At 51.8% G+C, this 18,850-nt stretch carries 15 protein-coding genes; 8 read left to right on the top strand and 7 right to left on the bottom strand.

From position 1 onward, the window contains the following. Positions 1-10 precede the first annotated feature (10 nt). Complete coding sequence (gene treZ / locus BP71_RS28710) at positions 11-1,858, bottom strand: malto-oligosyltrehalose trehalohydrolase (protein WP_496385035.1); 1,848 nt, start codon at positions 1,856-1,858, stop codon at positions 11-13. A gap of 144 nt (positions 1,859-2,002) precedes the next feature. Here treZ and BP71_RS28705 point away from each other — a divergent pair, with 144 nt between their 5' ends. Next, complete coding sequence (locus BP71_RS28705) at positions 2,003-3,634, top strand: alpha-amylase family glycosyl hydrolase (protein WP_496385034.1); 1,632 nt, start codon at positions 2,003-2,005, stop codon at positions 3,632-3,634. Positions 3,635-3,681: 47 nt separating this feature from the next. Beyond that, positions 3,682-4,380, top strand: coding sequence for a DUF421 domain-containing protein (locus tag BP71_RS28700; RefSeq protein ID WP_496385032.1), 699 nt, complete (start codon positions 3,682-3,684; stop codon positions 4,378-4,380). Positions 4,381-4,403: 23 nt separating this feature from the next. Here the strand turns inward: BP71_RS28700 and BP71_RS28695 are convergent, their stop codons facing one another. Next, positions 4,404-5,438: a Gfo/Idh/MocA family protein gene (locus BP71_RS28695; protein ID WP_496385031.1), complete on the bottom strand. Its 1,035-nt coding sequence runs from the start codon at positions 5,436-5,438 to the stop codon at positions 4,404-4,406. Between the two features lie 215 nt (positions 5,439-5,653). On the opposite strand from BP71_RS28695, the gene BP71_RS28690 reads away from it, so the two are divergent. Both BP71_RS28690 and BP71_RS28685 read left to right on the top strand, forming a co-directional pair. Next, positions 5,654-6,091, top strand: a complete 438-nt coding sequence (locus BP71_RS28690; protein ID WP_496385030.1) for a hypothetical protein — start codon at positions 5,654-5,656, stop codon at positions 6,089-6,091. An 83-nt stretch (positions 6,092-6,174) separates the two neighbouring features. Beyond that, complete coding sequence (locus BP71_RS28685) at positions 6,175-6,654, top strand: ankyrin repeat domain-containing protein (RefSeq protein WP_496385029.1); 480 nt, start codon at positions 6,175-6,177, stop codon at positions 6,652-6,654. Positions 6,655-6,669: 15 nt separating this feature from the next. Here BP71_RS28685 and BP71_RS28680 read toward each other — a convergent pair whose 3' ends face one another. Further along, on the bottom strand, positions 6,670-7,263 hold the full coding sequence (locus BP71_RS28680; RefSeq protein WP_496385028.1) for a DsbA family oxidoreductase: 594 nt from the start codon (positions 7,261-7,263) through the stop codon (positions 6,670-6,672). Between the two features lie 384 nt (positions 7,264-7,647). On the opposite strand from BP71_RS28680, the gene BP71_RS28675 reads away from it, so the two are divergent. Together BP71_RS28675 and BP71_RS28670 are read left to right on the top strand one after the other, a co-directional pair. Next, positions 7,648-8,841, top strand: coding sequence for an acyltransferase family protein (locus BP71_RS28675; protein ID WP_496385027.1), 1,194 nt, complete (start codon positions 7,648-7,650; stop codon positions 8,839-8,841). Next, entirely contained in the window at positions 8,838-9,983 is a 1,146-nt protein-coding gene (locus BP71_RS28670) for a serine hydrolase domain-containing protein (protein WP_496385026.1), read from the top strand. The genes BP71_RS28675 and BP71_RS28670 overlap by 4 nt, the downstream gene beginning before the upstream one ends. 70 nt (positions 9,984-10,053) lie before the next feature. Here the strand turns inward: BP71_RS28670 and BP71_RS28665 are convergent, their stop codons facing one another. From BP71_RS28665 to BP71_RS28655, 3 genes are read right to left on the bottom strand one after another with little or no spacing between them, the layout of a single operon-like run. Further along, the gene (locus BP71_RS28665; RefSeq protein ID WP_496385025.1) at positions 10,054-11,469 is read right to left on the bottom strand and encodes an efflux transporter outer membrane subunit; all 1,416 of its coding nucleotides are present in this window, start codon (positions 11,467-11,469) and stop codon (positions 10,054-10,056) included. Between the two features lie 2 nt (positions 11,470-11,471). Continuing rightward, positions 11,472-14,621 (bottom strand): efflux RND transporter permease subunit, encoded by a 3,150-nt coding sequence (locus tag BP71_RS28660; protein ID WP_496385024.1) that lies wholly within the window; start codon positions 14,619-14,621, stop codon positions 11,472-11,474. Positions 14,622-14,648: 27 nt separating this feature from the next. Next, positions 14,649-15,794 carry an efflux RND transporter periplasmic adaptor subunit gene (locus tag BP71_RS28655; protein ID WP_496385023.1) on the bottom strand — a complete coding sequence of 382 codons (1,146 nt, stop codon included), beginning with the start codon at positions 15,792-15,794 and terminating at the stop codon, positions 14,649-14,651. 306 nt (positions 15,795-16,100) lie between these two features. On the opposite strand from BP71_RS28655, the gene BP71_RS28650 reads away from it, so the two are divergent. Both BP71_RS28650 and BP71_RS28645 read left to right on the top strand, forming a co-directional pair. Then, positions 16,101-17,195, top strand: a complete 1,095-nt coding sequence (locus BP71_RS28650; RefSeq protein ID WP_496385022.1) for a sensor histidine kinase — start codon at positions 16,101-16,103, stop codon at positions 17,193-17,195. Further along, on the top strand, positions 17,192-17,947 hold the full coding sequence (locus BP71_RS28645) for a LytR/AlgR family response regulator transcription factor (protein WP_496385020.1): 756 nt from the start codon (positions 17,192-17,194) through the stop codon (positions 17,945-17,947). Before BP71_RS28650 ends, BP71_RS28645 begins: the two co-directional genes overlap by 4 nt. A gap of 65 nt (positions 17,948-18,012) precedes the next feature. On the opposite strand, the gene BP71_RS28640 is transcribed toward BP71_RS28645, so the two are convergent. Then, a complete protein-coding gene (locus BP71_RS28640; protein ID WP_496385018.1) occupies positions 18,013-18,798 on the bottom strand; it encodes an NIPSNAP family protein in 786 nt (261 codons plus the stop codon). Positions 18,799-18,850 lie beyond the last annotated feature (52 nt).

Genomic DNA, 18,850 nt, shown 5'->3' with positions numbered 1-18,850 from the left:
GACCCCTATTTTAATAAGACAGGTAAGTACCTTCAAACACCGCTACGCCAGGACCAGGAAACAGCATTGTCCCACCGCTTTCCACACGCTGCTGCACAGTCCGGCCGCTGGTTGTCTGCCTCTCGTTCCGTGCAGGTTCCGAAGAGTCGACCACCTTTGTCCAGCCACTATCATTTTGTGGAAATGGCATTTGCACAGCATCATTCCCCAGATTGAACAGGCAAACCAGCTCCGTCCGGTGGTCGGCGCTGCGCCGATGCAGCATCAGGCTTTTCGGGCCCGTCACCGTCACCCTGACATCGTTTTTAGCGAAGTTCCGCAATGCCGGATGCCCTTTCCTCAATGTAATCAGCATCCGATGCCATTGCCACATCGCCGCGTAACGCCCTGCCTTCCGCTGATCCCATCGCAACTTCGATTGCAGAAAAGTGCTCTCGGCCTGCGGATTCGGCGGGTCCTGCTCCCAGCGGTAATTGGCGAATTCCTTGCGACGTCCTTCCACAACTTTTCGGATCAGCTCTTCGTCGGAGTGGCTTACAAAATAGAAGAATGGCGTATCAGCCGCATATTCTTCACCCATGAACAGCATGGGCAGGTAGGGTGACAATATGATGGCGGCGGCGGCAATTTTTTGTCGTTCCTCGTCTACCAGCATACTGAGCCGCTCTCCTCCTACCCGGTTACCCACCTGATCGTGATTCTGATTAAAAACAACGAATTGCTCGCCCGACAGCCCCGCTGAAGATGCGCCGTGCCTGCGCTTTCTGAACTTCACATATTCCCCGCTGTGTACAAATCCATCGGTGTAGGCCTTCGCCAGCTGTTGGATCAGTCCAAAGTCTTCATAGCGGTCACGCCCCTGCTCGTCGAGCAGCACGTAAAGCGAATGGTGAAAATCGTCAAGCCATTGGCCATCGAACCCCCATCCCCCTGCATTTGGCGCTTGCACTACTTTCGGACTGTTGAGGTCGCTTTCTGCCAGAAGGAAGAAATTGAATCCCATGCGTTGCCGCAAATCCCGGAGCCGGCCGTTGACCAATTCCCAAAAATGAACCGCCCCGTTATCGAACATCATATGTACCGCATCGACACGGAGCCCGTCGATATGATAATGTGCATACCAGTGCAGTACCGCGTTGCAGAAATATTCCCGGACACCATCAGACCACTCCCCGTCGAGGTTGATCGCATTTCCCCAGGGCGTAGCATACTGATTTGTGAAATAAGGGCCAAATCGGGACAAATAATTACCCTCCGGGCCGATATGATTGAAAACAACGTCCAGAAAAACCGCGATCCCTCTGCTGTGGGCCGCATCCACCAATGCTTTTAATCCATCCGGCCCTCCATAACTGTCTTGTACAGCATAGGGAAACACCATATCATAGCCCCAGTTGCGGTTCCCGGGAAACTGCGCGATGGGCATGAGCTCGATGGCGGTGACGCCCAGCTCAGCTAGCTTGTCCAGCCGTGGAATCACGCCGTCGAATGTGCCTTCCAGCGTAAATGTACCAACGTGGATTTCGTAAAAGATTAGTTCTTTCAACGGAATCCCGACCCACGATATGTCTGTCCAGGAGAAAGCTGCATGATTGACCACTTCGGAAGGGCCGTGTACGCCATTCGGCTGGAAGTGCGATGCCGGATCCGGCACAGCTTCATCCCGATCCGGCGAAAACAGGTAACGGGTACCCGGCAAGATGTCATTCCTGGTCACCCGGAAGTACCCGTCATGGTCTTTCTGCATCGGAATAAGTACTCCTTTTTCGGGGAGTACCAGGTCCATCGATTCTTTTTCTGGTGCCCAGACGGAGAATTCGCACTGCTCTCCTGTATAATGAGCGCCTATTCTATTCATTTCAAAAGGGTGGCAAAAAGTAAACGGATGATTTAGCGCCCATTGTCCTAAAAAGCATGCCATCAAAAAACACGACGTTCGGCAAAAAGCCGTTTACCGGGCCTGATTTTTTAAACTGAATCCGAAGTAACAAAAACCAGCTCCATGAGTATCATCAACGACATAGATCCAACTTCAAAAAAATACCTGTGGTGGCAACACGGTGTGATCTACCAGATCTATCCCCGTTCCTTTCAGGATTCCAATAACGACGGGATCGGCGACCTGAAAGGAATCATGCAGCGGCTCGATTATCTGCAATGGCTTGGAATAGACTGCGTATGGTTGTCGCCCATCTACCCGTCTCCCATGGCCGACTTTGGTTATGACATCTCAGATTATTGCGGCATTCATCGGCTGTTCGGCACCATGGAAGATTTCGACGCACTCCTTGACGTGGTGCACGCCCGTGGCATGAAACTGATCCTCGACCTCGTACCCAACCATACTTCCGATCAGCACCCATGGTTTCTGGAATCCCGGTCTTCACGCGACAATCCGAAACGGGACTGGTATATCTGGCACGACGGAAAAGAAAACGGAGAATTGCCCAACAACTGGCTTAGTGTGTTTGGCGGATATGCCTGGGAATGGGACGAAACAACCAGGCAATACTACTACCACGCTTTTCTCAAAGAACAACCCGACCTGAACTGGCGTAATCCGGAGGTGCAGGTGGCTATGATGGATGTAATGCGGTTCTGGCTGGACAAGGGGGTGGACGGCTTTCGTGTCGATGTCATGTGGCACATGATCAAGGACCAGCAACTCCGCAACAACCCGGCCGTGCCGGATTCGCCTTTCGACGAGAAAGACCTTATTTATGAATCGCTCGATCCGGTTTATTCGACCGATCAGCGCGAGGTGCACGAGATTGTCCGCATGATGCGGGAGCTGACCAACCAATATTCCGAACGCGTACTGATTGGCGAAATTTATCTGCCGATCCACAAGCTGGTCACCTACTATGGAGCCAACAGCAGCGGAGCTCATCTCCCCTTCAATTTTCAGTTACTTACATTGCCCTGGGATGCCAGACAAATCGCCCGGGCGGTGGACGAGTACGAGGGCGCATTACCCGAGGACGGCTGGCCCAACTGGGTGTTGGGCAATCATGACCAGCCACGCGTGTCCAGCCGCGTAGGCCGAGAGCAGGCATGGGTAGCGGCTATGCTGCTGCTCACATTACGGGGCACTCCCACGATTTATTACGGCGACGAGATCGGAATGCGCGATGTACCGATCCCCATGGACGAAATCGTAGATCCGCAGGGCCTCAACATGCCCGATCGCAACGTGAGCCGCGACCCCTCCCGGACACCCATGCAATGGGATACCGGAGACCACGCCGGATTTTCCGGTGCACGGCCATGGCTCAGGTTACCGGATAGTTTCAGGCGCATCAATGTGGAGCGTCAGCGTGAGAACCCGGACTCAATACTGTCTTTCTATTATACGTTGGTTGCGTTGCGCAAGCGAGAGCCTGCATTGCAAACCGGAAAGTTCACACCCGTATTCTCAGATCAGCAGCTATTTGCGTTCATCCGGGAAAACGATCGCGATCGGTTCCTGGTCATCCTCAATCTCAGTCACCGCCCAGCTTATCTCCGGTCCGGACCGGACGAATTTAGTGGAGAGATCCTCGTCAGCACCGAGGCGGAGCGCATTGGTTTGCGGATCGAAAACAACCTGTTGCTGAGCGGCGATGAGGGCCTGATCGCCAGGCTGGAAAACTGACCCGGCCTACATATAATCTTTAAAATAACTCATTAAGACCAGATAAAATGAATGACATCGGTGGATGGAGAAAAATATTGATGCATGATCTTCCCTATTCCTTCCTGCTGGAAGTCATCTTGCGGACGGTGATCATGTTTGTAGTCATTCTGCTCGCGCTCCGTGCGTCGGGTAGGCGGGGAATCAAGCAGCTGTCCATATTTGAACTGGTCCTGATCATCGGGCTGGGCTCGGCGGCAGGGGATCCTATGTTCTACGAAGACGTGGGCATATTGCCTGCATTTACAGTTTTCCTGGTCGTGATCGCGCTCTACATTACGGTGACCAGGTTATCGGACAGGTTCGAAAAGCTGGAAAAATTGCTGGAAGGAGAACCCTTGTATGTGATCAGGGATGGACGCATACAAATGGATGCTTTTGCGGAATCCGGTCTCTCGAGGGATGAGTTTTTTGCCGAATTGCGCCTTCGCAATGTGGAACACCTGGGACAGGTCAAAATGGTGTTAATCGAAACTTCAGGCGAATTCAGTATTTTATTCTACCATGAAAACGACGTGCGACACGGATTACCGATTTATCCGGACGAACTGGATAAAAAGGTGGCTGTGACCGACGAACCAGCCCCCCTTTCCTGCGTGCAATGCGGATACACGACCGGGACCCGTGACGCGGGCGCACCCGGGCATTGCCCGGAATGCGACGCAGTTGAATGGGTACCCGCAAAAAATGGCAAACGCATTAGCTGACGAATGTACCGGCTGGTCCGGACTCAATACTCCGACAACGCCGCGTAGGCGTCCAGATGCAGTTCAACGCGCTCACCGCTGCGGGCCGAGTCATATATGGCTGCGATGATCTCCATATCCCTGATCCCCATCTCAAGAGGTACACGGGTATCGGAACCGTTGAGAATGCATTGTGCAAAATCATCCATCTGCTTTGCCTGTTGCTTCACCGGCGGGAAGTACATTTCACCAAGTGAAGTTCTTCCTTTCAGGTCTGCGTATTCATATGCCGGGTCCAGTTCAAACCAGCCGTCACCCGTCTCTGCGCGCATCAGACTCTGATTTTTGACATAGCTGGTTTCACATACTGCTGTGATCCCGTCTTCGAAGAACATCGTCCATTCCACGCCTTCGGGCACTTCATTGAACCGTTCGGGATTCGTTTTCGGCGCAAATCCGGCCTCCACCGCGACTGGAAGTTTACCGGTAACATAAATAGCCGCCTGAATGCAATAGATACCGTTGTTCATCAGAGGCCCTCCTCCCGATCGCTCGGCATCGATGCGCCAGGCTCCGTCATCATTCAGTTCCATGCTGTTTCTCAGCACCAGCTTCCGGACCGGGCCGAAGACTTCCTCCTGTCCCAGTCGCATCATCTCCTTATTGTACGGATCAAAATGTAGCCGGTAGCCCATTGAAAACCGCACGCCGGCCGCGTCTACCTCGTCCCTGATGCGATGGCATTCATCCAGGTCCATCGCGAGCGGTTTTTCACAAATAATGTGCTTCCCGGCGCGCGCGGCGCGGATACAGTATTCCGCGTGCATCGAATTGGGGAGAGTAATATACACCACGTCGATGTCCGGATTTTCTGCGATCCGATCGAAATTGTCGTAGGTATAGAGATTTTGCTTTTTAAGTCCCGCTTCATTTGCCAGGTGATCGCGTTTCTTCGCATCTCCGCTTACGAGCCCTGCCAGGTAACAATATTCTGTTTCTTTAAGTGAAGGGATCAGCTCCCCGATGGCGTATTCCCCCAGCCCAACCAGGGCAACGCCCATTTTTTTTCCCTTTTCCATAATGATCTGTTCTTAAATCACGCCTGCGACACTGGTCCTGTAAAGCTTACATATCGTGCACAGCGGCAGGGGCTGCAAAAATAAATGTGCCAGTCCTGCCCATGAGCCTTCCTGCCGGAGACCATGTGCAAGACATTCCCCTTTCAACACCCATTCAGTTTGAGGATCTCTGGCTCAATTTTTTTTAATAAAACCCTCAAAAAACATCGACAACTATGAAACCTGAAGTAAGAAACATCCTGGGCGGTATCAGCGGAGCCGTCGTGCTGAACCTGATACATGAAGCCGCCAAACGCATTTATAATAAGGCTCCTAAAATCGATCAACTCGGAGAAGAAGCGCTAACTAAGACTGTCGAAGCCGTAGGACTGAAAGCGCCCACGGGCCAGGCCCTTACCGTTTCTACGCTTGCCGCGGACCTCGCCAGCAACGCAGGTTACTACGCAATGATCGGCAAAGGCGACCGCGAAACCATTTTTTGGAGAGGCGCAGGCTACGGACTTATGGCAGGCCTCGGCGCCATCGGCCTGGCCAAGCCGCTGGGGCTTGATGATACGCCGGTTGCAAAAACTGATGAAACCAAACTGCTGACCGTTGCCTGGTACGTGCTGGGCGGATTGGCAGCAGCGCTGGTGATCAGAAACCTAAAATAACGTCTAACCCGCACCGCCGGGACGATAATCCAAATAGCAGGCCGGGGAGTTGCTCCCCGGCTTTCACATGAACAAGACAAGCAATGGAAAATGTTACCGAGATCATGATGCACGCCGCACGACTGGGCGAAACAGCCGTCTTAACCGAACTGATCACGCGCGGAGCCGACATCAATATCCATGATACAAAAGGATACACGCCGTTGATCATCGCCTGCTACAACAACCGATATGAAGCCGCGACGGTATTGCTCAATGCCGGAGCCGATGTAAATGCCGCCGACCTGGGCGGCAATACGGCGCTGATGGGCGTTGCTTTCAAAGGTTATACCGATATCGCCCGGCTGCTTATCATGCACGGTGCCGACCTCAACCGGCAACATGGCAACGGCGGTACAGCATTGATGTTCGCGGTGCTTTTCGGCCGGAACCAAATGGTACACCTGCTGCTGGAAAGCGGTGCCAACCCGGCGATACTTGATTCGCGCGGTTATACAGCCCTGGATCACGCGACCCAGCAGGGTAACGACGAAGCGGTCGGTTTACTGGCACATGAGGCGTAGGAAATCTACCGGAGATCAGATAGATATAAGCCGGTCATTAACACCCTTGAGCAGTTTGTTCACCGCCGCGACCAGCTTTGCATAAGTGCAGTAACCTGCCAGTTTGACTCCCCTGCCCTTCACGGTAAATGTGAGTGTGGGAAAGCGGTCGATTCGGTTGCAATGCGCCTTTTGTAAGTCGGCATGCAAAGCCTGGCGGGCGGCCCGGGTATCAAAATCTTTTCCGAAGCGGTGAAAATCAAACTGATTTCGATGGTACTTGCTTATTTCTCGGGCCAACCCGACCAGCACATTGGGTTGAAGCACATCAAGCTGTTCTGCCATCGCCGCTTTCCGCAGCCGTCCCAGGTAAAGATCGGCCGCGACAGGCGACTGTAACCCGGCTGCTTTTACGGCCAGGCAGGTAACGTAAGCAGGAAAGACACTATTTTCCGGCGTCTCGCTGGTGTCCGGCGCATTTCCAGCCATACAAAACTGAGTGCTGATGTATTTGCCGAAGTGCTCGGTAAACCGCTCCCATTCGGCCTGCATTGCCCAGCTAACCGGGCACAATGGGTGGGTATAGTAGACAACTTTGACAACTTGCGGATACAGGTCCTGTGGATACATTGGGTTAATCACTTTTAAGTTAATCCGCAGTGGGCGGCTTGATTACTTTCTGTGATTTCGGGGGGCCGTGATTAGGATTGCCGGTTGGCAGATCAGGCATTCATTAAAAATCTGTGCCGGTCGGGGAGAATTGGGCGCAACTGCGGCTTTTGCTGCACAGGCTCCGCAGCCACCGCTTCTTTGGCAGGGTAAGATTCCAAAGCCTCGTTCCATTTTCTGAAACCGGCAAGTTCTTTCTCACTGTGGGGTCAGGTTAGTTGGAAACAAATTTAAGCGCAGGTTTGGACCATGCATGATTAACCCGGAAAGTATTTAGTTCAAAAGCTGCCACGCTACCGGACGAGTATGTGTCATACGGGAGAAATACCGACTGATATACCTGCAATGACACAAAAATTTACATCAACGATCTCTGAAAAAAACGACCGGATCTTTGGACTGGACCTGATGAGGGCCTGTTCCATCCTGATGGTATTCCTCTCGCATTCCATGCCGTTAAATCCATTCGATAAAATGTTTCCTTTTGGATGGCTCGGGATGGGCGTGGAGGCATTCTTCGTGCTTAGCGGCTTTCTGATCGGCCGTATTATCATGCGTACGGTACTTACTCCTGCGATGAACTGGCAGGCGGTGAAGATATTTTGGGTAAACCGCTGGCTACGGACACTTCCTGCTTATCTGGTGGCCTTTGCGATCTACTTTGCCTTTTCCGACGCGACGCGCCACAGATTTGTCTATCTGGTTTTTGCACAAAACATCCTGACACCCATTCCCGACTTCTTTCCGCACTCGTGGAGCCTGGCTGTGGAGGAGTGGTTTTACCTGCTCTTCCCTGCCGCTTTGATGGCAATCGCAGGACTGTTCCCAAAACGCGGGACGCGGCATCAGATTTATCTGACCGGCATAGGTGCGTTCATCATCTTCGGGTTGCTGACCAAGCTCGTCTACCAATGGATGTACCAGCAAAATCTCTTTACCGAGCTACTGGATAAAGGGATCCTGGCAGCGGGCTGGAAAGTATTTGTGCCCCCTTTCGGACATTGGGATACCATGCGGAAAATGGTGATGTTCCGCATCGATGCCATCGCCTACGGTTGCCTGATCGGATACATACTTGAAAAATACAATCTTTCGCCAGGAATCCGGCTGTCGCTGCTCATAGCGGGCTTCATCGGTCTGTTTCTCCTGTTCAAAGTCGTCGATCACACGGTCGCCGGGGGCAAATCCAATTTTTTCGTGGATGTCCTGCTGCTTCCTGCCTTTTGCTGCACATTCGCTTTGATGCTCCCATACGCGGTATCGTGCCCGCGCCCGGGCAAAATGGCCGTTAAAGTGATTACCAATATCAGCCAGACCTCCTATTCGTTCTACCTGCTGCATTTACTGATCATCGAAAAGGTCATCCATTGGTACCAGAACAACCAACAGGATGCAACCGCATCGCGCTGGGCATTCTTTATCGGTACATATATTTTCATATATTTGATTTCCTATTTGATGTATCAATTCGTGGAACTACCATTTATGAATTACCGAAGGAAATTATTCCCCCAATCAGTTCCTGTTAGCAGATCATGAGACAATTGCTTATTATTTTTTTGGCAATTGCGGCCGTTTCGTGTGATGGAAATAAAAATACGCCTGCTCCGGTCGAACAGGAGAAGCCGGACACTACCAAAACAGATTGCGTAAAATGCGAAGGCCCGCTTTCGGATCTTGACTCCATCCCGGTCTCCAATCTCAACCTGGACATTAAGAAGCTGATATTCCGGAATGGCACAGGAATTCCCCTAGTGCATGCTACGCCCTACCAGTACCGGACGCGGTTATCATTCTATAATTTCCTAAAAAAAAATGCGGCCAGCTACAACAGGAACCTCATGGTTTTTGTGGGCCGACGTGATACGACACTCTTTGGTTACCGTCAGGGGATCTATGATGCCGATACGCGTTTGCCCATCATGTCGGCATCCAAAGCGGTTACTGCAGCGGTCATTTTGAGCATTGTCGAGTCGGGTAAGCTGACACTTGACGACAAGGTGAGCAAATACATTCCCTCATTCAATAATGAGAAAAAAGCCATTACGATCCGGCAGCTATTGTCGCACACATCGGGCATCGTCGTGGAATCCCCATTTGACGAACGCAGTAACCTGACCCTTGAGCAAAATATTGACAGCATCGCCCTGAGGACGCAGCTGCTGTTTACACCCGGAAAGTCGGCGCTTTACGGGAGTGTGGCTTTCAGCGTGGCCTCCCGGGTAGCCGAGGTGATCGAGAAAAAGCCCTGGGCACAGATCTTCCAGGAGCGTATAGGTTCCAAATGCGGTATGCAGAAAGTGGTGTACAGTCCCGGCCATCCCGCCAACCCGGCAACCGGCTATGGCATCGTCTGTTCGATGAACGAGTACCTCCGCTTCCTGACCATGCTTTACAATAAGGGGACTTATGATGGTGTGCAGGTCCTGAAACCGGCATCCGTGGAAATGATGGAAGTGGATCAGAGCAACAATGTGGATATCACTTATGGTCTTGGATTGTTCCGGTACGAATTCGAATACAATACTGCTACCGAGGTCGCATGCCTGAGTGCGACAGGCATTCATGGCTGGATCAACCGGAAAAAGAATTTCTATGGACTGATATTCACACAAGCCGGTTTCGAGAAAACGATCCTGATTAACCTCGCATTCCGGAAATTGGTGCGGGATCACTTGTGATTCAGGCCCGTAATGAACACAAATATGCTTATTACGGGCCTGAAATCATCCACATTATTGACTTTCAAGATCAATTCTCATCGCCTCCGCCCAACGCGCGGTACAAGTCTGTCACGGCATTGAACTTCTCCCTGTTCATGCCGATGGCTTCGAGGTCGTTCTGCAATGCGTTATTCTGCGCGGTGATCACTTCCAGATAAGTCGCCATGCCGCTTTGGTAGAGTACCATTGCAGCTTGATTGGCTTTCATAAGATAAGCTTTCTTCTCACCTACCAATTGCAACCGCTGTTCCACATGCTGCGATCTGGCCAGTGCATCGGACACTTCGCCTACCGCGGTCAATACCGACTGCCGGAACTGCACTCCCGCCTTTTCCTGCTCGATCTGCGCGATTTCATAGGCCGTTTTCAATTCCTTTTTCTGAAAAATCGGTTGAACCAGATTGACGCCTATCGTCTTCACCATCGAACCCGGAAGGTCAAACCAGGCATTGAACTTGAATGAATTGGCCCCAACCGAGGGTGTCAGGCTGATAGCCGGGTACATGGCCGCCTTTGCCAGGCCCGTTTGGGCATTAGCCGCGATCACCGCATACTCCGCCGCTTTCACATCCGGCCTGCGGCTCAGCAACCTGGCCGGCACTTCTGCCGGGAGTGTCATGCCCGAAATCAATGACGCTGCCGCGCGGTTCCGCTGAATGCGGTCGGGGTAGCTGCCGCAAAGGATACTCAATGCATTTTCCTGCACAGCAATGTCCTGCAATGCGAGCGGCACCAACAGTTCGGCCGTCTTCTTCTGCGCTTCCGCCTGCTCCAATGCCAGCGAATTCACCTGAGCCGATTCGTATTGCAACCGGATCATATGCAGCGTACTGTCACCCAGCTCCACATTCCGTTGCGCGATTTTCATCTGCTCGTCAAGGGTTATCAGGTTATAGTAGGCTTGCGCGACTTGTACAATAATCCTTGTTTTGAGCGCGGACAAATTTTCTTTCTGTGCAAAATAATTGGCTAACGCACCTTCCTTCTTCATCCTGGTTTTACCCCAGATATCCGCCTCCCAGTTCAGCCGGATCGATGCATTGTAATCGTCCATGTAGCTGGTGCCCAGAAACTGGTCGCTGAGAGAACCGTTAAGCGAGTTGGTGGAAAGCCACGTCCGGTTGGCGCCCACACTCAGGTCCACAGCGGGCATTAAACCCTGCCTGGCCTGCTTGTAAGTCAGGTCTAGCTGCTGCATGGTCATCATGGCAACAGCGATATCATTGTTTTTCACCAATGCTTTTTCGATCAGGCCCGTCAATGCGGAATCCCGGAAGAAGGTTCGCCAGGACAGTTTCACCGAATCGGCTGTGACCGCAACGTTTTGCCTGTATTGCTCCGGTATGTTCAGTTCGGAGCGGCTGTACTCTTTTCCTACCCGACAAGCGGAAAGAGACAATGCCAGGGCCAGGCTGCCCCATATATATCGATTGAATGTTTTCATTGTTAACTGTTTACTAGTTCGTCCGGATGTTTGCCCGAAACTCTTTCCTGCAAGTATTGGAAGAGCATGTATAGCAGGGGGATCACAAAAATCCCCAGCACCACACCGCTAAGCATGCCCATGGCTGCACCCGTGCTGATCGATTTGTTTCCAGAGGCGGAGCCACCGCTGGCCAGCATCAGCGGGATCATTCCTACGATAAATGCAAGCGAAGTCATAATAATGGGCCGCAACCGCGCCCGGGCCGCATCCAGGGCCGATTCTACGATCGATAATCCTGCGCGCCTTCGCTGCACCGCGAACTCTACGATCAGAATGGCATTTTTGGCCAGCAGACCGATCAGCATGATCAGACCTACCTGGACGTAAATGTTATTATCGAGCCCAATTGATTTGATTCCCAAAAATGCCCCGATCACGCCAGTCGGAATAGACAGCAGCACCGCCAGTGGCAACAGGTAACTCTCATACTGCGCCGCGAGCAGAAAGTACACGAACAAAAGGCTCAGCATCAGGATAAGCATGGTCTGATTGCCCGAGGATTTTTCTTCGAGGCTAAGCCCGGTCCATTCGTAGCTGTAATCGCCAGGCAGTTTGTTCAGCACATGTGCTTCCAGGTTTTCCATGATGGATCCACTGCTTGCACCCGGCGCAGCCACCACATTGATCGTCAGCGAATTGTACAGATTATATCGGCTCACCGATTCCGGACCATACACTTTTTTGAGGATAATCATCGATTTCACAGGTACCATCCCGCCCTGGTCATTGCGCACGAATATTTCGTTGAATGCTTCCTGGTCGGTTCTGAAAACTCCATCGGCCTTTACATTGACCCGGTAAAACTTGCCAAACCTTGTAAAATTCAGCGACTGGTCACCTGCAAAATAGGTCTGTACCGCGCCCAGCATCGCATCCACATCCACCCCCATTTGCGTGGCTTTCTCTTCATCCACTTCCAGTTCGAGCTGCGGATAATCGGCACGGAACATGGTGTAGGCGTATTGTACGCCCGGTTGCTGCATAATCTGCCCCATTACCGTGTCGGCCATCGCCTTCAGGGAAGCGGGGCTCCGGCCCATCCGGTCCTGTAACACAATTTCGGCCCCGCTGGTGATTCCGTACCCTTCTACGGGCGGCGAGCGAAAGGCCATCACCGTGCCCTCCTTCACCGTCGACAGCTTTTCGGTAATGATGCCCAGTATCTGATCGATGTCCTGAACCTTACCCCTGTTTTTCTTCTCCTTCAACTTCACAAAACCGGTCGCATAGGCTGCGCTTGCATTGCCGCCCAGGATATTGAAACCTGTAATGCTGGTGTTGCTTTCAATCGCTTCGACGCCTTCCAGCAACTTGTCGATCTGCCCGGCCGCTTCGGTGGTACGCGTGAGTGCGGTACCCGGAGGCATACCCAGGCTATACACGATAAAATTATCATCCTCCATTGGTACAAAGCTGCGGGGCGTGCTGCTCAGCAGATACGCCGCAAAGCCTGTGATTGCAATAACCAGCCCGGCCGCCAGCCATTTTCTCCCAGCCAGAAACCGCACGCCACGTACATACCGCCCGGTCATGTTGCTGAACCCGGAATTGAATGCAGTAAAGAAACGCCGGCTGAAACTCATCCGTACCGGCTTTCCGTCCGGCCCCTCCGTATGCACATTCTTTAACAGCAGCGCACAGAGCGCGGGTGTGAGCGTCAATGCGTTGATCGCCGAAATGATGATGGCAATCGCCAGCGTGTAGGCAAATTGCTTGTAAAAAAGCCCCGACGAACCGGTCATAAAACCGATGGGAATGAATACCGCCGACATCACCAGTGTAATCGAAATCACCGCGCCCGTAATCTCTCCCATCGCACTGTGCGTGGCCTCGCGCCCGCTCATATGCGAGCTTTCCATTTTACTGTGCACCGCTTCGACGACCACGATGGCATCGTCGACGACAATGCCGATCGCCAGCACGAGCGCGAAGAGCGTCAGAATATTGATCGTAAACCCGAATGCAAGCAGGAAAAAGAACGTTCCCACAATGGCGACCGGCACTGCGATGGCCGGTATAATGGTGGAACGGAAATCCTGCAAAAACAGGAACACAACAATAAAGACCAGTATGAACGCCTCGATCAGCGTTGATTTTACCTGGCTTGTACTTTCGTCGAGCCTGTCCTTTGTGCTCATCAGAGTATTGTAGCTAATGCCGGGCGGGAATGAGCGTGACGCCTTTTTGATCTCGTTCTTTACGCCGATCTCGATCTCGTTGGCATTAGAGCCCGAAGTCTGCAAAATGGCGACCGACACTGCATTGCGCCCATTATCCTTGTTGTTTCCGCTGTAACTGATCGAGCCAAACTCTACTCTCGCCACATCTTTCAACCGCACCAGCTCGGTACCGTTTCTCTTCACTATGATATTTTCGTACTCCTCAGGCAGGTTTTTCTTGCCTTTGTACCGGATCACAAATTCCAGCGCGGCGTCCGATTCTTCGCCCAGCTTACCCGGTGCGGATTCGAGGCTTTGCCGTGAAATGGCGCCCGTCACGTCCGAAGGAACGAGTCCGTACCCGGCCATTTTCTGCGGGTTCAGCCACGCACGCATGGAATAGTCTTTCGAACCGAACACCTGCGCCTGCCCTACGCCCGGCACGCGCTTTATCTGCGGAATGAGATTGATATTAACATAGTTTTGCAGGAATAACTCGTCGTATTTGGCATTGTCTTCCGCAAATACATTGAAGATCATGATCATACTGTTCTGCTGCTTGGAGGTAGTGAGTCCCATTCGGATCACCTCCTGCGGCAGGATCGGGGTGGCCTGCTGCACCCTGTTCTGGACGTTCACGGCTGCCTGGTCGGGATCTACGCCCTGTTTGAAAATGACACGTACCGAAAAGGTACCGTCGTTGCTTGCGGTGGACGTAATGTACTGCATGTTCTCCACCCCGTTGATCTGCCCTTCCAATGGCGTTACCACTGATCGCAACACGGCTTCGCTGTTACCACCCGGGTAACTGCCGCTCACCAGCACGGTCGGCGGTGAAATGTCGGGGAAACGGGTAATCGGCAGCCGGGTCAGGCCGATGATCCCCAGGATGACGAACACAACGGAGATCACCGTGGCCAGTACCGGCCGGTCTATGATTCTTTTTAACATGTCTTGATTTCAGTTTGGTTGATGCGCTTATTTTCCGGCTACTTCCGCCACAGCTTTGCCCGGGACCACGGGTGCTCCCTCAGCCAGGACATCGATGCGGTTCAATGCGATCCGGTCGCCGGCTGCCAGCCCCGCTTTGATAATGTAATGGTTTTTGGCCCTGCCACTCACCTCGATGGGCTTCATGGTGACCTTGTTGCTATCTGCCAGGGCAAACACGAAATACCGGTCCTGGATATCCTTGACACTCGCCATCGGGACCGTCAGGGCAGATGCCAGGGTTTTGGTGAGAACCACCTTTCCCGAGCCGCCGGAACGCAATAGTTTGTCGGGGTTGGGAAAAATGGCTTTCAGGGGAATGCTGCCCGTAGCGCGTTCGATGTTCCCGCTGGCAATTTCAACCCGGCCCTTTTGCGAATAGGTCGTTCCGTCGGCCATGATGAGTTCCACGGTGTTCAGGCCCTCATCGGTCTTACGATCCTTACTAAACGCGATGAAATCTGCCTCGCTCAGTGAGAAATACACAAACACCTGGTCGATATCCGAAAGCGTCGTCAGCGGAATCGCGTCGGCGGGTGTAACCAGGTTGCCGGTCCGATTGGGAATGCGCCCGATATACCCGCTCACCGGGGCCTTGATGAGGCTAAATGCGGCATTGATTTGCGATGAGCCCAATGCGGCCTTTGCCTGCGCTACCTGCGCCTTTGCGGTCGCATACGCGGCTTCGACCGTCTGCAACTGGATCTGCGACATCACTTTCCCCGCCACCAGCGGCCTGATTTTTTCCAGTTCGATGCGGGCACTTTCCTCGGCAGCCAGCGCTGCGTTCAAGGCTGCATCGCTGTTGTTGACCTGCTCCTGGAATACATCCCCCTTGATCCGGAACAGCGGCTTTCCTTTCTTCACGTATTCGCCCTCGCGCACATAGATCTCGTCAAGGTAACCGGTTACTTGTGCCTTGATATCGACATTCACCGAACCTTCAATCGACCCGGGGTACTTTGTTTCCAGTTGCGCTGCCCCCGCCTGTATTTCATGGAAGTCGACGCTCACCGGCGCATTTTGCATGGGAGGTTGCTCCTGCTTGGGGCCGCACGACGACATCCATGCGACCAGGCCCAGCAACAAAGCCTGTTTTGTTTTTTCATGGCCGAAAAAAAATCCTTGTATCATTTTTTAGAAAGTTGATTTTCGACGCAAAAAAATGCAGGTTTAATGGCCGGAAGCAGCCTTATCTGACCGAAGCGTTGAATTTCGCTCCCGAAACGAAGAATGGCCACACCGAATCCCGGCCCTCGTTTTGCTCCGGCAAGCCATCGTTTCAGTCGCCTGCTCCTGCACTTCAGTACCGGATTTCCACGCATTGGATTAATTTTCCGCCGCCGCAGCCGCCCTGATTTTATTTTTGTGTGGGAATAATGCTATTGATCTTTTCTAAAAGCACGAAAAGCGGTGCTCCCTGCAAACCTGACACAATGCATGATCACAGAAAGAGATGCCTTTTTTTTGAATAATAAAGGGAAACGGATCCTTGTCGCGGGACTTGCTTTCCTAGCATTGTACCTGGTCTCCTACATACTCGATCCCTTTGCTACCTACTGGCAGGATTACTTCCAGCGCAAGCCGCTTGTTATACTGGGTGACTGGTTTACTTCTTTCCTTTTCTGCTTTTCCATATCCGAAATCAACATCGCGATCGGTATCAGGCTCAACCGGTATGTATCGTGGAAAGAGCATCCCGGACGCCGGCTGGCCCTGGAAACGGTACTGAACCTGGCAGCCGTGCTCGTGATCAATCTCGCGATCAACATTGCATTCATTTACCTCTCCGACCAGAAAGAGCTCCTTATACTCGAACCCGGTTTGTCCATCGAAGAAACCCGGGGCATCATTCAATGGATGGTGGTCAGTACCATTATCGCGATCATGATCATGGGCATCAACATCGGCAATTACCTGATCATCAATTGGCGGAATGAGACTATCCGGGTAGCCCAGCTGAACCAGGCCGCGATGGAGGCCGAACTGCAATCATTGAAATTACAGATCGATCCGCATTTCGTTTTCAATAACCTGAGCGTGCTTTCCGAACTGATTCTCGAAGACCAGCAGCTCGGATACGAGTATGCCGAAAACTTCTCGCGGATCTACCGTTACATGTTGGTCAACTCCAAAAAAGATGTGATCCCGCTCGAAGACGAACTGAAATTTCTGAACTCGTACATGTTCCTCATCGAGCACCGTTTTGGGGAAGGGGTCTTATTTGAGATCGATGTCGACCCTGCGCACAGGCACCTTTTTATGCCCCCGCTTACCCTCCAGCTGCTCGTGGAGAATGCATTGAAACACAACCGGACCAGCAAAAAGGAGCCTTTGAAAGTGAAAATATTCAGCACTCAGAACAAAGAGCTGATCGTCGAAAATACGCTTTTGCCCATTGAGAAAACCATTCATTCATCGGGCATCGGCATTGCCAATATCGTGAGGAGATTCAACCTGCTGTCACAGAAAGAGCCCGAGATCGTGACCGGCTCGGGCACGTTCAAAGTGATCATACCCCTGATAAAATTATGATTAACAATATTCTGATCATCGAGGATGAGAAACCCAATGCCGACCGGCTGCGACGCCTGATCAAACTCATCCGTCCCCGGGCCGAAGTGCTGGCCGTGCTGGAAAGCATTGCGGATACCGTCGAATGGCTGAGCCAGAACGCGCAACCCGACCTTATCATGATCGACGTGCGGCTGTCGGACGGGTTGAGTTTCGAGATTTTCGAGCGGGTCAAAATCGAATGCCCGGTCATTTTCACCACGGCTTACGACGAATATGCCGTCCGAGCATTCAAATACAACAGCATCGACTATCTGCTGAAACCTGTGGAGCAGGAAGAGCTCGAAAATGCACTTAGGGAGGCAGAATCGCTCTCCGACCGGTTCAGCATCCGTTCACTCGAAGGGCTCCTGAACTTTATGCAGCCGAAGGAATTCAGAAACCGGTTTTTGCTGCCTTTCAAAGACGGGTATAAATCGGTGCTCGTCAGCGATGTCATCTATTTTTACTCCGAATTCAAGATCACCCGTGCCAAACTGGCCGACGGTTCCGAGGAAGTGGTCCCCCAAACGATGGAAGAACTGGAACAGCAACTCAATCCCAAGCTTTTCTTTCGTGCTAACCGGCAGTTTATCATTCACATCGACGCCATTCAGCAGGTCCATCATTATTTCAATGGCAAACTGAAAATCGATATCCGCAACAATTACGACGTGGAGCTTGTCGTGAGCCGGGAGAAGGCCAATCTTTTGAAAAACTGGCTGGATTACTGATAAACCCGTTGTGCATTCAGCTATCCGAATGTTTGTATTTTTTCTAAATGCACAACGGGCCTGTACTATATCTGGGAGTATGACGTGGGGACTAAAAAGGTTTTAATAATGCTGGAAATTGTATTGGCATATTGCGGGTCTGCCAATAACCTTTTCCATTCCGGATCGGCCACAAATGCAGCCCATCCTTTATCCCGCTCCTCCATATTATTGACCGAGAGCATATAGGTGAGTCGCGGAAGTTTGTCGCCTGCTATTACTTCACCAAAAAATACCGGTTCTAATTTCGCTCTTTTAAAAATCGGGAATTCGCCGTCGTTAAACATTTTGATTTTTCTTCTTACAGCATCTTCACTGTAACCCTCGTAGGTTCTCAGTTCAAAAAGCCGGGTTGCTGCCGGGGAAGTCACCAATTGAGGGAACCCATCGAATGCAAGCATTAGAGAGGAAGTAAAGCGACTGTAAACGGCTTTATCGACAGGTACATTATTATAGGCGGCACTGTTTTTTAGATAATCAGCATCCCCTTTAATTTTTGTATTTACAGAAAAATAAGTCTCGGACGAAGCGTAAGGCACCAGTAAGTAAATTTTAGCCGGTTCCGATTTACCCCACTCCTTGAATACACCGACTGTTTTCACACCATACTTATTCAAAGCAGGGATCAGGGCTGTTTTAAAGTAATCCTCCAATTGTGACTGGTCTGAACCAAAACGCATTTCATATTCCCGCAATTCATATATTTCTTTTTGTGGTGCGTATTTACTTCCCGCTATTGCAGGACCGATGCCTAATGCCACGCCTGTGGCTGCGGTGAGTAGTGAAGTTTGGAGAAGTGTTCTGCGTTGCATGTTGCGTTTGATTAAGTGTATCAATCAGGCAATATAAACTGAATTTCGGGTC

Source organism: Dyadobacter ginsengisoli DSM 21015 (assembly GCF_059568735.1).
This window is presented reverse-complemented; position numbering and strand designations above follow the sequence as displayed.

Excerpts from the sequence above, each read along its gene's own strand:
- treZ (WP_496385035.1), bottom strand. The coding sequence starts at position 1,858 with ATGAATAGAATAGGCGCTCATTATACAGGAGAGCAGTGCGAATTCTCC.
- BP71_RS28705 (WP_496385034.1), top strand. The coding sequence starts at position 2,003 with ATGAGTATCATCAACGACATAGATCCAACTTCAAAAAAATACCTGTGG.
- BP71_RS28700 (WP_496385032.1), top strand. The coding sequence starts at position 3,682 with ATGAATGACATCGGTGGATGGAGAAAAATATTGATGCATGATCTTCCC.
- BP71_RS28695 (WP_496385031.1), bottom strand. The coding sequence starts at position 5,438 with ATGGAAAAGGGAAAAAAAATGGGCGTTGCCCTGGTTGGGCTGGGGGAA.
- BP71_RS28690 (WP_496385030.1), top strand. The coding sequence starts at position 5,654 with ATGAAACCTGAAGTAAGAAACATCCTGGGCGGTATCAGCGGAGCCGTC.
- BP71_RS28685 (WP_496385029.1), top strand. The coding sequence starts at position 6,175 with ATGGAAAATGTTACCGAGATCATGATGCACGCCGCACGACTGGGCGAA.
- BP71_RS28680 (WP_496385028.1), bottom strand. The coding sequence starts at position 7,263 with ATGTATCCACAGGACCTGTATCCGCAAGTTGTCAAAGTTGTCTACTAT.
- BP71_RS28675 (WP_496385027.1), top strand. The coding sequence starts at position 7,648 with ATGACACAAAAATTTACATCAACGATCTCTGAAAAAAACGACCGGATC.
- BP71_RS28670 (WP_496385026.1), top strand. The coding sequence starts at position 8,838 with ATGAGACAATTGCTTATTATTTTTTTGGCAATTGCGGCCGTTTCGTGT.
- BP71_RS28665 (WP_496385025.1), bottom strand. The coding sequence starts at position 11,469 with ATGAAAACATTCAATCGATATATATGGGGCAGCCTGGCCCTGGCATTG.
- BP71_RS28660 (WP_496385024.1), bottom strand. The coding sequence starts at position 14,621 with ATGTTAAAAAGAATCATAGACCGGCCGGTACTGGCCACGGTGATCTCC.
- BP71_RS28655 (WP_496385023.1), bottom strand. The coding sequence starts at position 15,794 with ATGATACAAGGATTTTTTTTCGGCCATGAAAAAACAAAACAGGCTTTG.
- BP71_RS28650 (WP_496385022.1), top strand. The coding sequence starts at position 16,101 with ATGATCACAGAAAGAGATGCCTTTTTTTTGAATAATAAAGGGAAACGG.
- BP71_RS28645 (WP_496385020.1), top strand. The coding sequence starts at position 17,192 with ATGATTAACAATATTCTGATCATCGAGGATGAGAAACCCAATGCCGAC.
- BP71_RS28640 (WP_496385018.1), bottom strand. The coding sequence starts at position 18,798 with ATGCAACGCAGAACACTTCTCCAAACTTCACTACTCACCGCAGCCACA.